A 14500-nucleotide genomic window follows, 5' to 3' on the forward strand; every position below is an offset into this window, starting at 1 on the left:
CACCCTGGCCCTCTCCCCACAGGGGAGAGGGGAAGCAAGGCGGTTATTTCGGTAGTCCCGCAAACGCTGCCCGAATTTCCTCTTCCGGCAGCTGTATTCCAATAAACACCATCACGCTGTGCGGCGGTTCATCGCCCCACGGACGATCCCAGTCGGCGCTGTACAGGCGCTGCACGCCCTGGAACAGCAGGCGGTTCGGCTCGCCGTCGATCCACAGCATTCCTTTATAGCGCAGCAGCTTGTCGGCAAACGACAGCAGCAGGTTCTCCATCACGCGCGAGACCTCGCTGATGTCCACCGGGTAGTCCAGCTCCACCACAATCGACGCTACGTCGTTTTGCTTGTCTGCCATAAAGTGGAAGCGCGGTTTCGCGGTGACGTTCTCCTCCAGCATAAAGCCGTTGGTGTTGAACAGCTGAGACAGGTCGATATCGCCGTGCGTCACGGTATAAATGGGTGCGCGCGAGTTGATGCGCGTCAGGCGCTCACGCAGTTTTTCGCTTTCACCCGCCACGTCGGTTTTGGTCAGCAGAATGCGGTCGGCGTAGCCAATCTGAGACTGGGCGATGGTGAACTGGTTCATCTGCTCGTCGGCATGGACCGCGTCGACCAGGGCGATGACGCCGTCCAGCAGGTAGCGCTGGCACAGAATATCGTGGGAGAAAAAGGTCTGAATAATCGGGCCGGGGTCGGCCATGCCGGTGCACTCGATCACCAGACGGTCGAAGTGGATGTCACCGCGATCGCGGCTGTCGAGCAGGTCCAGCAGGGCGTCTTCTAATTCACTGGAGCGGGTGCAGCAGATGCAGCCGTTGGTCAGGGTTTTGATCTGCGTGGCGCGGTCGCCAATCAGCTGATCGTCAACGGAGACTTCGCCAAATTCGTTTTCAATGACGGCGATTTTGAAGCCGTGCTGTTCATTCAGGATGTGGCGCAGCAGGGTGGTTTTACCGGCGCCGAGAAAACCGGTCAGCAGGGTAACGGCAATCGGGGTCATGGTTTCTCCTTTAGCAGCAGCGGACGCCGCCTTCTCCACTTCCGCCGTAGCGCGCTTCCTGACGCTCGCGGAAGAATTCAGTGTAGGTCATGTACGGCTTATCCGGATGGTTGGTCTTCATATGCTCAACGTAGTTGTCATAGTCCGGAATGCCAATCAGCATTTTCGCCGCCTGACCGAGGTATTTTTTTGCTTCGCCTAAGTTACCAAACATAACGTGTCCTGATAAGAAAAAGCCCGGTGGCGCTACGCTTACCGGGCCTACAGTAACGTTGTAGGGCGGGTCAGCGCAGCGCCACCCGCCATTTTATTAATGGTGTGAAGACGTCTTCACGCCGCCTTCCGGCACCGGCACGTACGGGGTCTCTTTGTCCGTACGGCCATCGGCATTACGCACTTTCATCCAGGTTTTAATGCCGTAGAAGATAATGCTGTACACCACCACCAGGAACAGAATGCTCAGACCCGCGTTGGTGTAGTTGTTCACCACGATATGGTTCATGTTGGCAATCTGCTGCGCGGTCAGATCCGCGCCGCCTGCGGCAATCTTCTCTTTGTACTGGTTAGCCATGAAGAAGAAGCCTTCCAGCTGCGGGTTGGTGCTGAACAGTTTCAGACCCAGCGCCCAGGTAGTGCAGAGCAGCAGCCACAGCGCAGGCACCACGGTTACCCAGATGTATTTGGTGCGTTTCATCTTCACCAGGACAACGGTGCCCAGCACCAGGGCCACAGCCGCCAGCATCTGGTTAGAGATGCCGAACAGCGGCCACAGGCTCTTCACGCCGCCCAGCGGGTCTACAACGCCCTGATACAGCAGGTAACCCCACAGGCCTACGCAGCCCGCAGTACCCAGAACACCTGCTACCAGAGAGTCGGTTTTCTTCAGGAACGGCACAAAGTTACCCAGTAGATCCTGCAACATGAAGCGGCCTGCACGCGTACCGGCATCCAGCGCGGTGAGGATGAACAGCGCTTCAAACAGAATACCGAAGTGGTACCAGAAGCCCATGTCCGCCCACGGCAGCACTTTGTGGAACACGTGTGCGATACCCACCGCCAGCGTCGGTGCGCCACCTGCGCGGTTCAGCACGGATGGTTCGCCGATGTCTTTCGCGGTCTGCATAATCTGCTCAGGCGAAATCACGAAGCCCCAGGAGCTGACGGTCGCCGCCGCGTGTGCGCTGGCGTCTTTCAGCTGCGCCATGATCAGCGCGGTATTTTCGCCGCCCATCTCATGCAGGTTTGGCATGGTGATGCCGAGACCCGCTGGTGGGGTGTTCATCGCGAAGTACAGGCCAGGCTCGATAATCGACGCCGCTACCAGCGCCATGATCGCCACGAAGGATTCCATCAGCATCGCGCCGTAACCGATGAAGCGCGCGTCGGTTTCGTTGGCCATCAGCTTCGGCGTGGTGCCGGAGGCGATCAGCGCGTGGAAGCCAGACACGGCACCGCAGGCAATGGTGATAAACAGGAACGGGAACAGGGCGCCTTTCCACAGCGGACCGGTACCGTCAATGTACTGCGTCACCGCCGGCATTTTCAGCTCCGGGTTGATGATCACAATCCCGATTGCCAGCCCGACGATCACGCCGATTTTCAGGAAGGTCGCCAGGTAGTCACGCGGAGCCAGAATCAGCCACACCGGCAGCAGCGCTGAGATGAACGCGTAACCGATCAGCGCGAAGGTGATGGTGGTGTCTTTAAAGGTCAGCGCCGGGCCCCAGTACGGGTCGTGGGCAATCACGCCGCCGAAGTAGATGGAGGCGACTAGCAGCACGATACCGATGACCGACACCTCGCCAACGCGGCCAGGGCGCAGGAAGCGCATGTAGATGCCCATGAACAGCGCAATCGGCACGGTAGAGCAGACGGTGAAGACGCCCCACGGACTTTCGGCCAGCGCTTTCACCACGATCAGGGCCAGCACAGCCAGGATGATGATCATGATCAGGAAGCAGCCGAAGAGGGCGATCGTGCCCGGCACGCGGCCCATCTCCTCTTTGATCATCTCGCCCAGCGACGAACCATTACGGCGCGAGGAGATAAACAGCACCATAAAGTCCTGCACCGCTCCCGCCAGCACCACGCCCGCGAGCAGCCAGAGCGTACCCGGCAGGTAGCCCATCTGCGCAGCCAGCACCGGACCGACCAGCGGACCCGCGCCTGCAATGGCGGCGAAGTGGTGACCAAACAGCACGTAACGGTTGGTTGGCACATAGTTCAGGCCGTCATTGTTAATGACCGCCGGGGTGGCGCGCGTCGGGTCGAGCTTCATGACCTTCTGCGCGATGTACAAGCTGTAGTAGCGATAAGCCACAAGATAGACGGAAACCGACGCGACCACGATCCACAGGGCGCTGACGTGCTCGCCCCGGCGTAATGCGACAACCGCCAGACAGAAAGCGCCGATGATCCCGAGGATGGCCCAGGGCACGTGCTTAAGTAGTTTTTTAGTATCCATAGTAAGACCTGGTTTTTTATGTAAAGAAAAAAGGGTCAGGGTTCGTTGTGAGGAGGTATTGATTAATGCTGGAGCGATCGTGCCAGATCCTCGCGCGTGTAAAGCACGGTAAATGGGTGAGTGGTTGAAAGCGATGCGTGAGCGGTCAAAAGCGAGGGTGAGTGGTTAATGCTCACCCCCGGCGGGAGAAAATATGTGATTGAGATCACTGAGAATAATCTAGCCCTGCGGGGTTTCGTCGTTCGCATCAGGGCATTGCGTGCAGCGGCAGGGCTGATATGCGGGCAGCAGCTGATAGCGTCCTTTGCCGTCGTGTTCGATAATCGGGGAAAGGGCCTGTAGATCGCGGTACACCGTACGTTCGGTAATGCCAAATTTTTGCATCAGATCGCGGCGATTAACGCTTCCGTTGCGGTGCAGAGCAATAATGATGTCAACCAGACGTTCAGCCGAGCGGCTTCGGGGTGAAGAGGCCATAAGACTTTCCAGCGTTAAGGGGGCGGCTGACGACGTCGCCAGCCGCCCCGGAAAATTTATCTTATGGATAGTTAACGGCGCACCTTTGCGGAAACCTTAGCGTTTTTTTGTGCAACGGGATCAAACCGCGGCTTCCATCTCCATCATCACCGGGTGGAAACGGCGTTTGAAGTAGATCAGGCCGTGCCCCTCGCTGCTTAGGATGATGTTCTTAATCTCCACAAGGTAGACCAGATGGGTACCGATGGTTTGCACCTGGGTTATCTCACCTTCCAGGCTTGCCAGGGCGCCTTTCAGCACCGGCTGCGCCAGCGGTCCTTTCTGCCAGCAGGAGAGAGCAAAGCGCTCCTCCATGGCCATGCCGGTCATCCCGGCAAAGTGGCGGGCCATGATCTCCTGCTCGTGGTTCAGCACGTTGACGCACAGTTTGCCGTTGCCCTGGAAGACCGGGTTCATGGCGCTGTTGGCGTTGATGCAGACCATGACCGAGGGCGGGGTATCCGTGACCGAACAGACGGCGGTGGCGGTAATGCCGCAGCGGCCCGCATCGCCCTCGGTGGTGACCACATTCACCGCCGCCGACAGGCTGGCCATCGCGTCGCGAAAACGCAGGCGTTCTTCAGATTGCATTGAAACCTCCCGCTGCGTTATTTCAGCAGCTTATCCAGCATGTTGATATCAGTGTTGTTGTGCAGGTGCGGTACGGTCCAGCCGTGCTGGTCGTACTCGGACATGCAGCGGTCAACCATCGCCATCATCTTGTCCATGTTGCCGGAGCTTTGCGCCTGACGCAGGCATTGCAGGCGGATCTCATCCTGGCTACCGGAGTAGTTGATTTCGTACAGCTCGTGACGTCCGCCAAACTCGCTACCGATGGCATCCCACATCAGTTTCAGAATCTTGATGCGTTCGATGTGATCCATCCCGTTGGAGCCGCGCACATACTTCGCCAGATACTGGTCGATCTGCGGGTTGTTCAGGTCCCGCGCACTGGACGGCAGGTAGATCAGCCCGGAGGTCACGTTGCGTTCGATGATGTTCTTGATTTTCGCGTAGGCCATTGGCGCCATCACGCGGTAGGTCTGTAACGCCGCGTGGTCAGGCAAGTACGCGCCGTTTACCCACGGCGTGGCTTCGGAGCACATGGAGTCGCTCAGCGCCCAGAACATGTTGCGCCACGCCACCACTTCGCCGAGATCCGCCTGCACGCCGCGGAACTCGAGGGTGCCAGTGCACTCCAGCGATTTCTTCAGCAGAGCGGTGATGAAGTCGAGCTTCACTGCCAGACGCACGCAGGCCTGAAGCGGGTACATGCGGGCGAAGCCACCTTCCATCGTCCAGCGACGACAGCGGTCGAAATCGCGGTAGATCAGCACGTTTTCCCACGGGATCAGCACATGATCCATCACCAGAATGGCGTCGTTCTCGTCAAAGCGGCTGGAGAGCGGGTAGTCGTACGGGGAGCCGGTCGCCCCTGCCACCATCTCGTAAGAGGCGCGGGAGATCATCTTCACCCCTTCGGCATCCATCGGCGCGACGAACATTAGCGCGAAGTCCGGGTTTTCGCCCATCACCTGCGCAGAGCCAAAACCAATCATGTTGTAGTGGGTCAGCGCAGAGTTGGTGGCCACCACTTTCGCGCCGCTGACGATGATCCCGGCATCGGTCTCTTTCTCCAGCTTGATGTAAACGTCTTTCACCTCGTCCGCCGGTTTATGGCGGTCGATAGGCGGGTTGACGATGGCGTGGTTAAAGTACAGGCCGGTTTCCTGAATACGGGTGTACCAGTTGCGGGCGTTCTGCTCGAACTGACCGTAGAAGGCAGGGTTAGCCCCCAGCGCGCAGCCGAACGCGGCTTTGTAGTCTGGTGTGCGGCCCATCCAGCCGTAGCTCAGGCGCGACCACTCGGCGATGGCATCGCGCTGCTGGCGCAGATCGTCGGCGCTTTTCGCCACGCGGAAGAATTTATGGGTGTAGCCGCCGCTGCCGGTGTCGGTGCCCCAGCAGAGGGTATCCTGCATGTCTGGCTTGTGCAGGGCATCGTACATCTGGGCGATGGACGCCGCCGCATTGCGAAATGCCGGGTGGGTAGTGACGTCCTTAACGCGCTCGCCGTAGATATAAATCTCACGGCCATCTTGCAGGCTTTTTAAATACTCTTCACCGGTTAACGGACGTTTGGCATCAGCGCGGAAATCTTCAGGCTTCATAGGGACCTCGTATCGGAAGATGGTTGTTAAATTTATGTTTTGTTTTTGTTGTTTAATTGAAGCGTGAGAGGGGCGGAACGTGAAGGGACGATTGGGACAACGGCAGGTACTTTTCGGGTGGGATGTTGTTTTGTGATCTGTGCGGCTTTTCGGCGGGTGGCGCTGCGCTTACCCGCCCTACGAACCGTGATGCGTTCAGGAAACCGGTACTTTCTGCGCCCGGTATGCGCTGGGTGAGCACCCCGTCAGTCGGTTGAAAAAACGGGCGAAATAGGCCGGATCTTTAAACCCCAGTTGCCAGGCAATTTCGCTCACTGTGCTGTCGGAAAACAGCAGCAAGCGCCTGGCTTCCCGCAGCTGGCGGTCGAAGATCAGCCGTTTCGGCGAGCGGTTGGCAAAGCGGCGGCAGATATCGGTCAGGCGGGATTCGGTAAGATGCAGTTCGCTGGCGTATTCCGGCACCGTCCAGTGCTCGTGGTAATGAGCATCTGTCAGCTGGTTAAAGCGCTGAAACAGCTTCAGCTCGCCGCGCATGCCGCCTGAAGCGTGGTCGTCGAGCTTCGCGTTGCGCAGCAGCAGGGTAAATACGGCCTGCGCCAGCAGGACCAGCGTATGCTCACGGCCCGGCAGCTGTTCCGTGGATTCCCGGGCAATGAGCTGCCAGTAATGCTTCAGCGCCGCCAGCTCGTCAGGCCTGTCGGCAAGCGACAGGCAGATCCCCGGCAGGCCGAACGCCTCCCGCGTGCCGGGGTAGAGCACTTCTAACAACGGCCAGATAAGATCCTCGCGCACCGTCAGCACGTGGCCGTCGCTGTCGGATTCAGTGATAAACGCGTGCGGCACCGACGGCGGCGTCAGAACGAACAGCGGCGCCTGCACCGAGTAGCGGTGGTCGTCGAGCTGCAGCTCAATCTGCCCGGTGTCGAGAAAATGCATCTGAAAATACTGGTCGTGGCGGTGCGCCTGCATGTCGCGGCCAAAAAAGGCCGCCATGCGGGCGAACGACTGGTAGTGCACATCGTCGGTGCCCAGACTTTCGTCGTACTCCTTGCTGATATCAATGTTGGCGATAGGGCTCTGGCACATGATCGTTCCTCTTTTGAACCCGCTGCGTCATCGGAATGCGCGTCAGCACCAGCGCGCCCACCACCAGCAGACCCGCCACAAACCACAGCCCCGAGCTGAAGCTGCCGGTCGCGTCGCGCAGAATACCAATCAGCAATGGGCTGACGGCAGACCCGACGTTGCCGATGGCGTTGATCACCGCCAGCGCCACCGCGCGGGATTGCAGGCTAATAACCTGATCCGGCGTGGTCCAGAATATCGCCATGGCGGTAAACGATCCGGTTGAGGCCATGATGATGCCAAGCAGCTGGATCAGGCTGTGATCGGTCGCCGAGGCCAGCATCCATCCCGCCGCGGCAAACAGATACGGCAGGATGGTGTGCTTTTTTCGCTCTTTCAGCCTGTCGGAGCGGCGGCTCCACCAGATCATCCCGAGGATGGTGCAAAACTGCGGGATCGCCGCCAGCAGGCCAATCACGATATTGCTGCTGCCGGTGTTGAAGCTTTGCAGGATCTGCGGCGTCCAGATGTTGATCGCGCTCAGCGTATTCGTCAGGCAGAAGTAGGCCAGCGTGTAGAGCAGTACGGCGGGCGTCAGCACCTCGCGCAGCGTCGATCGCGGCGTGGCGACGTGCGCAATGGCCAGTTCCTGCTCGCGGGCGATCATCGTTTTGAGTGCCTGCTTTTCATCATCATCCAGCCAGGTGGCCTGATCCGGGGTGTCGTTAAGGTAGAACCAGGTCACCACGCCGAGCACCACCGACGGCAGCCCCTCCAACAGGAACAGCCACTGCCAGCCCTTCAGGTTCCACAGCCCGTCCATCGCCAGAATGTACCCGGAGAGGATCGAGCCGAGCATCATGGTCACCGGCATGGCGATCATAAACAACGCGTTGGCGCGGGCGCGGTGATACGCCGGGAACCACCAGGTGAGATAGACCAGGATCCCCGGCAGGAAACCGGCTTCGGCAATGCCCACCAGCATGCGCAGGACGTAGAGCGTTTCGGGGCTGGTGGCGAACATGGTGCAGGTAGAGGCGATGCCCCACACCACCATGATCCCGGCGATCCAGCGCCGCGCGCCGATTTTCGCCAGCATGATGTTGCTGGGGATCCCGCACAGCACGTAGGTGACGTAAAACAAGGTCGCGGCCAGGCCAAACATGGTCGACGTGAGGCCCAGATCTTTGCCCATCGTTAGCCCGGCAAAGCCGATGTTGATGCGATCGAGAAACGAAAAGACAAACAGGATAAAGAGAAACACGATCAAACGACGGAACAGCTTGTTGATAACGCGATGTTCTATAGCTTTCTTATCTTGCAGGGTAGAGGTCGTCATGCTGCGCTCCAGATCTTACGTTTAGTAGACGGATTTATTGTTATTAACTGACGTAACCGGTTGTTCGATAAAACGTGCCGCCAGCGCTTCCGCGCCGCGGGCGAGCAGGGTGGTGTCGACGCCGACGGCGACAAACAGCGCGCCGAGGTCGAGATAGCGTTTTGCCAGCGCCTCGTTGGCCATCAGGATGCCGGGGGCTTTACCGGCAGCGCGTATCTGCGCGATCGCCTGCTCAATGGCGGCCTGCACCTCCGGGTGCTGCGGATTACCGGCAAAGCCCATGTCGGCGCTCAGATCCGCCGGGCCGATAAACACGCCGTCGACGCCGTCCACGTCCAGGATCTGCGGCAGGTTTTTTAACGCTCTTAGGGTTTCGATTTGCACCAGCACGCACATGGCGTCGTTAGCCTGATGCAGATAGTCCGGGATACGGTTCCAGCGCGACGCCCGCGCCAGCGCGCTGCCGACGCCGCGAATGCCCGCGGGCGGATAGCGGGTGGCACTGACCGCCAGCCGCGCTTCGTCGGCGTTTTGCACCATCGGCACCAGCAGGGTTTGCACCCCCACGTCCAGCAGTTGCTTGATCTGCACCGGATCGTTCCACGACGGGCGCACCACCGGCTGGCTGGGATAAGGGGCGATGGCCTGTAGCTGAGTGAGAACGGTCTGCACGCTGTTCGGCGCGTGCTCCCCGTCGATCAGCAGCCAGTCAAAACCGGCCCCGGCCAGTAGCTCAGCGCTGTAGCTGCTGGTTAGCCCCAGCCATAACCCGATTTGCGGTCGGCCCGCTTTCAGCGCCGCTTTGAATGCGTTTTGCATGATCATCTCCTTACACAAAGCGGCAGCTGATGGAGCCCATGTTGCCGTAGTCGACGTGGAAGGTGTTGCCTCTGCTGGCGGCAACCGGGCGGGTAAACGAGCCGCCGAGGATGATCTGGCCTGGCTCAAGCTGCACGTCGTATGGCGCGAGTTTGTTCGCCAGCCACGCCACGCCGTTCGCCGGATGATTAAGGACGCCTGCGGCCACGCCGGTCTCTTCGATCACGCCGTTGCGGTAGAGCAGGGCGGAGATCCAGCGCAGATCCAGCTCGTCGGGTTTAATCGGGCGGCCGCCGAGGATCACGCCCGCGTTGGCGGCGTTATCGGAGATAGTGTCGAATACCTTGCGCGGGCGCTGGGTTTCCGGGTCAACGTTGTGGCAGCGGGCGTCGATCAGCTCCAGGGCAGGGATGACGTAATCCGTGGCGTTGTAAACGTCGAAGATCGTGCAGTTCGGGCCGCGCAGCGGTTTTGCCAGCACAAAGGCCAGCTCCACTTCGATGCGCGGGACGATAAAGCGATCCACGGGAATGTCGCTGCCGTCGTGGAAGAACATATCGTCCAGCAGCGCGCCGTAGTCTGGCTCGCTGATCTGCGAGCTGGCCTGCATCGCTTTGGAGGTGAGGCCGATCTTGTGGCCTTTCAGCACGCGGCCTTCGGCAATTTTCAGGCTCACCCATTCGCGCTGGACGGCGTAGGCGTCTTCAATGGTGATCTCCGGATACTCAAGCGAGATCGCGCGGATCTGCTCCCGGGATTGTTCCGCCTGATGCAGGCGGTGGGCGATCAGGGTATGGGTGTGTTTGTCGAGCATGGCGATATCCTGTTGTTGCCGGGTGGCGCGTAGCGATCCCGGCCTACGTTCGAGCCGTTGTAGGCCCGGTAAGCGAAGCGCCACCGGGCGAAAAAGATGTCTACTTAAACAACGCGTGCACGTTGTTTTGTTTGTAGTTCAGCGTCGGATCGAGTTCTTCCATGGCGAAAGAGAGCGCCAGATAACGGCCCGCCATTAGCTCTGCAAAATGCGTTTTGATCAGCGCAAACAGCATTTCACCGACCTCTTCCCGGCTCTCCAGACTGCGCCCGGCGCCGATTTTGAGCGTCATATGCACAAAGGCGTAATCGTGCTTGCCGTCGGCCATCTGCCAGGTGTCCAGCCAGTGGGCGCGGCTGCGGATACCGCCGAGCGGGAAAATACCCGTGGCGGCGAGCGCCTCGTTCACTTTGGCAAACAGCCCCGGCAGGTCGGCCTGCTCGCGGATGTTGTCGGTACATTCAGCAATAAAGTGCGGCATGGTGGCTCCTTACGCGGGCAGCGGGAAAACGGCGTTGACCTGGCCGGTGCCGGAGCTGGCGAACAGCTCGGTGAGAAACTCCACCTTACCGTCGTAGTTGTCCCAGCCGAGCATCCCCAGCAGCATCACCGTGTCGTGCATGTTGCCTTCGCCGTAGCAGTAGTCGGCGTACTCCGGCAGCATGCTGCAAAACTCTTTGAACTGCCCCTCGCGCCACAGCTTCACTACCCGCTCATCCATCTGGCGGTCAAACTCGCGGGTGTAGCTGTTCATCCCTTCCTCCGCGCGCTGGTCGTCGATAAAGCGGTGCGACAGCGAGCCGCTGGCGAGCACCGCCACGGTGCCGTCGTATTTTTCGATGGCGCTGACGATGGCCTCGCCCAGCCTGCGGCTGTCGGCGAAGTCGTGTACCGTGCAGAACGCCGAGATGGAGACCACTTTGAAGTGCTTATCTGCGTTCATGTAGCGCATCGGCACCAGCGTGCCGTACTCCAGCTTGAGGCTCGGGATGTTGTGCGCCTTGGCGCGCACGCCAAGCTTCACCGCTTCGTCGGCGATCAGCTGGCCGAGTTCCGGGTTGCCGTCGTAGTCGTAGGTCATGTCGCGAATAAAATGCGGCAGCTCGTTGCTGGTGTAGACGCCTGAAAAATGGTTCGCACAGTTGATGTGATACGCGCTGTTCACCAGCCAGTGGGTGTCGAAGACGATAATGGTGTCGACGCCCAGCTCGCGGCAGCGCTTGCTGATCTCTTTATGCCCGTCGATGGCTGACTGGCGGCAGCCGTGGTTTTTGCCCGGCAGTTCAGAGAGATACATTGACGGCACGTGGGTGATTTTTGCCGCTAACGCTAATTTTCCCATGATCAGATCCCCCATTTTGGAATCGGATGGTCGCCCATGGAGATACAGACGTTTTTCATCTCCGCGAAGACCTCGAAGCTGTACTCGCCGCCCTCACGCCCGGTGCCGGAGGCCTTCACGCCGCCAAACGGCTGGCGCAGGTCGCGCACGTTCTGGGTGTTGACGAACACCATGCCCGCTTCGATGTTGCGCGCCAGACGCAGCACTTTGCTGACGTCCTGCGTCCAGATGTACGACGCCAGGCCATACTCCACGTCGTTTGCCAGGCGCAGGCCTTCCGCTTCGTCCTTAAACGGCAGCAGGCAGGCCACCGGCCCGAAGATCTCTTCCTGCGCCACGCGCATGCGGTTATCGACATCCGCCAGCACCGTCGGGCGCAGGAAATTGCCGCCTTTCAGGTGTGCAGGCAGATCGGTCGGTTTGTCCGGGCCGCCCGCCAGCAGGGTTGCCCCCTCTTCAATGCCGAGGCGGATGTAGCCGGAGACCTTCTCCCAGTGCTGCTTGCTGATCAGCGCGCCAATCTGGGTGTTCGGATCGGTCGGGTCGCCCACGCGCAGGCGGCTGGCGCGCTCGGCAAAGCGTTTGACGAACTCCGGGTAGATGCTCTGCTGGATGAAGATGCGCGAGCCGGCGGTGCAGCGTTCGCCGTTGATGGAGAAGATGGTGAACAGGGCGGCGTCCAGCGCGCGCTCAATGTCCGCGTCTTCAAAAATCAGCACCGGAGATTTGCCGCCCAGCTCCATGGAATACTTCTTCAGCCCGGCGTTTTTCATGATGTTACGCCCGGTGGCGGTGCCGCCGGTGAAGGAGACGGCGCGCACGTCATGATGACGCACCAGCGCGTCGCCCGCCGTGGCGCCATAGCCCTGCACTACGTTCAGCACGCCCGCCGGAATGCCCGCCTCCAGCGCCAGCTCGCCCAGACGGTCGGCGGTCAGCGGGGAGAGCTCGGACATCTTCAGCACCGCGGTGTTACCCAGCGCCAGGCACGGCGCGACCTTCCAGGTGGCGGTCATAAACGGCACGTTCCACGGCGACACCAGCGCACAAACGCCTACCGGCTGCACGAGGGTGTAGTTGAGCATCTTGTCATCGACCGGGTAGGTTTTGCCGTTCATCTGCTGGCACACCTCGGCGAAGAACTCAAAGTTGTGCGAGGCGCGTGGAATGAGCACGTTTTTGGTCTGGTGGATCGGCAGGCCGGTGTCGGCGGTCTCCATCGCGGCAATGTCCGGCACGTTCTGGTCAATCAGATCCCCCAGGCGACGCATCAGGCGCGCACGCTCCTTCATCGGCAGGTTGGCCCATTTCGGGAACGCCTCTTTGGCGGCGGCAACGGCCTGATGGATTTCGGCTTCGCCGCCGGAGGCCACTTCTGCCAGCACCTCGCCGGAGGCCGGGTTAGTGGTTTGGAAGTACTCACTTCCGGCGACGTTTTTCCCGTTGATCCAGTGGTTAATCTTTTTCATTTTGCAGTCTCCTCACTGACAATTCGGTTTACCAGGCGGCCTACGCCTTCCACTTCCACTACCACCTCATCGCCCGGCACCACGTCGGACAGCCCCTTCGGCGTGCCGGTGGCAATCATGTCGCCCGGTTGCAGGGTCATGAAATCGCTCAGATACGCAATCAGGAATGGGATGCTGAAAATGAGATCGGCGGTGGTGCCTTCCTGACGCAGTTCACCGTTGACGTAGGTGCGAAGACGAAGGTTGTGCGGGTCAGGGATGGCTTCTTTTGGCACTACGTTCGGGCTGATGGGGGTCAGCCCGTCGCGGCTTTTCACCCGCAGGTTCGGGCGATAGTAGTTTTCGAGATAATCGCGGATGGCGTAGTCGTTGCACACCGTGTAGCCCGCAACATAGTCCATCGCCTCGGCTTCGCTGACCTTACGCGCGGTTTTACCGATGACCACCACCAGCTCGGCTTCGTAATGCATGTATTCAATGTTGTTTGGGCGCACCGAGGTCTGGTTGTCGCCGTTAAAGGTGTTCGGCGCTTTGATAAACACCAGCGGCTCGGTGGGCGGTTTGAAGTCCAGCTCGCTGGCGTGATCGGCGTAGTTCAGGCCGAGGGCGAACAGCGTGGCGTGCGGCGGCGTGCGCGAAGCGATGGTAACGTCGCGTTCCTCCACCACCGGGTTTTCCAGCGGCGGAAATCCCTCTGCCAGAATGCGTACCCGATCGCCCGGGCGAATTTCGACGCGGCTTTGCGGGGTACCGAGCAATATCGCATCGCCGGGGTTCAGGGTGGCAAATTCGCTCAGGGCGCTCAGCAGTTCGGCGGCGTTGCGGTGCAGATCGGCCGTGTTCCAGTGGTCCGCTTCGCGACCGTTGATCTCGGTGATGATGGTCAGGTTGTCCACGTTATCAACGGCGACAGGTTCGCCGAGCGGGCAAAATCCATCCCGGCATTTGGCTTTAATAGCCGGGCGGTAGAAGCTCTCTTCCGGCAGGCTGATTTCGTTGGCCAGCGCGTAGCCAGCGATGTACGCCGCCGCCTCTTCAACGCGTACTTTGCTGGCGGTTTTGCCCACCACCAGCGCCACCGTTGCGCCGCTTAACACGGTTTCTCCCTGCGGGAAGGGAATCGGCTCGCCTGCGCGAATAACGGTGTTATGTGGCTTGATAAACCACACCGCCGTTTTTGGCGGCGCGTTATAGGGGGCTTTTTCAAACGCCTCAGCCCAGGCCGCACGCTGGCTTTGGTGGTTTAGCGCTACGGCAAAAACAGTACCTTTCATTCCCATACTCCTCAAACCGACTGTCCAGTTTTGATTTCATTAATATGTTAATGATCTGGTTTTATGCTTTTGCTGTTCGTTTCGCAATCAGAAGTGAATAATTTGTGATATGAATAACAATAAATTTACACCAATGGGTTAATTATCATTAAAATCAATGCATTAAAAAAATGACGTTGTTTCTGTTAGACTTTTTGGGTTACAACGTATTGTCTATAAAAGCATCTGTT

The 14500-nt window shown here is 59.5% G+C and carries 14 protein-coding genes; all 14 read right to left on the reverse strand.

What is annotated here, in order from left to right; genetic code table 11:
* Nucleotides 1-43: 43 nt before the first annotated feature.
* Entirely contained in the window at nucleotides 44-997 is a 954-nt protein-coding gene (gene yjiA, locus ACNQ0T_RS11280) for a GTPase (RefSeq protein ID WP_417930044.1), read from the reverse strand.
* 10 nt (nucleotides 998-1007) lie between these two features.
* On the reverse strand, nucleotides 1008-1211 hold the full coding sequence (locus ACNQ0T_RS11285; protein WP_003856610.1) for a YbdD/YjiX family protein: 204 nt from the start codon (nucleotides 1209-1211) through the stop codon (nucleotides 1008-1010).
* A 96-nt stretch (nucleotides 1212-1307) separates the two neighbouring features.
* Nucleotides 1308-3461 carry a carbon starvation CstA family protein gene (locus ACNQ0T_RS11290; RefSeq protein ID WP_022646950.1) on the reverse strand — a complete coding sequence of 718 codons (2154 nt, stop codon included), beginning with the start codon at nucleotides 3459-3461 and terminating at the stop codon, nucleotides 1308-1310.
* A 219-nt stretch (nucleotides 3462-3680) separates the two neighbouring features.
* A complete protein-coding gene (locus ACNQ0T_RS11295; RefSeq protein WP_023305395.1) occupies nucleotides 3681-3938 on the reverse strand; it encodes an HTH domain-containing protein in 258 nt (85 codons plus the stop codon).
* 120 nt (nucleotides 3939-4058) lie between these two features.
* Complete coding sequence (locus ACNQ0T_RS11300) at nucleotides 4059-4568, reverse strand: 4-hydroxyphenylacetate 3-monooxygenase reductase subunit (RefSeq protein WP_003856606.1); 510 nt, start codon at nucleotides 4566-4568, stop codon at nucleotides 4059-4061.
* A gap of 17 nt (nucleotides 4569-4585) precedes the next feature.
* A complete protein-coding gene (gene hpaB, locus ACNQ0T_RS11305; protein WP_417930046.1) occupies nucleotides 4586-6148 on the reverse strand; it encodes a 4-hydroxyphenylacetate 3-monooxygenase, oxygenase component in 1563 nt (520 codons plus the stop codon).
* Between the two features lie 195 nt (nucleotides 6149-6343).
* Nucleotides 6344-7234: a 4-hydroxyphenylacetate catabolism regulatory protein HpaA gene (gene hpaA, locus ACNQ0T_RS11310; RefSeq protein ID WP_022646953.1), complete on the reverse strand. Its 891-nt coding sequence runs from the start codon at nucleotides 7232-7234 to the stop codon at nucleotides 6344-6346.
* Entirely contained in the window at nucleotides 7206-8552 is a 1347-nt protein-coding gene (hpaX, locus tag ACNQ0T_RS11315; protein WP_032625355.1) for a 4-hydroxyphenylacetate permease, read from the reverse strand. Before hpaX ends, hpaA begins: the two co-directional genes overlap by 29 nt.
* A gap of 21 nt (nucleotides 8553-8573) precedes the next feature.
* A complete protein-coding gene (hpaI, locus tag ACNQ0T_RS11320) occupies nucleotides 8574-9371 on the reverse strand; it encodes a 4-hydroxy-2-oxoheptanedioate aldolase (protein ID WP_045621223.1) in 798 nt (265 codons plus the stop codon).
* 10 nt (nucleotides 9372-9381) lie between these two features.
* On the reverse strand, nucleotides 9382-10185 hold the full coding sequence (gene hpaH, locus ACNQ0T_RS11325) for a 2-oxo-hept-4-ene-1,7-dioate hydratase (protein ID WP_417930048.1): 804 nt from the start codon (nucleotides 10183-10185) through the stop codon (nucleotides 9382-9384).
* Nucleotides 10186-10285: 100 nt separating this feature from the next.
* Complete coding sequence (locus ACNQ0T_RS11330; protein ID WP_045309044.1) at nucleotides 10286-10666, reverse strand: 5-carboxymethyl-2-hydroxymuconate Delta-isomerase; 381 nt, start codon at nucleotides 10664-10666, stop codon at nucleotides 10286-10288.
* A 9-nt stretch (nucleotides 10667-10675) separates the two neighbouring features.
* Nucleotides 10676-11527 (reverse strand): 3,4-dihydroxyphenylacetate 2,3-dioxygenase, encoded by an 852-nt coding sequence (gene hpaD / locus ACNQ0T_RS11335; RefSeq protein WP_417930050.1) that lies wholly within the window; start codon nucleotides 11525-11527, stop codon nucleotides 10676-10678.
* Between the two features lie 2 nt (nucleotides 11528-11529).
* A complete protein-coding gene (hpaE, locus tag ACNQ0T_RS11340; protein WP_022646959.1) occupies nucleotides 11530-12996 on the reverse strand; it encodes a 5-carboxymethyl-2-hydroxymuconate semialdehyde dehydrogenase in 1467 nt (488 codons plus the stop codon).
* Nucleotides 12993-14270 carry a 4-hydroxyphenylacetate degradation bifunctional isomerase/decarboxylase gene (gene hpaG, locus ACNQ0T_RS11345; protein ID WP_063854308.1) on the reverse strand — a complete coding sequence of 426 codons (1278 nt, stop codon included), beginning with the start codon at nucleotides 14268-14270 and terminating at the stop codon, nucleotides 12993-12995. Before hpaG ends, hpaE begins: the two co-directional genes overlap by 4 nt.
* Between the last annotated feature and the right edge of the window lie 230 nt (nucleotides 14271-14500).

This window comes from Enterobacter cloacae complex sp.6700776 (assembly GCF_048284255.1).
Classification (GTDB): Bacteria; Pseudomonadota; Gammaproteobacteria; order Enterobacterales; family Enterobacteriaceae; genus Enterobacter; species Enterobacter intestinihominis.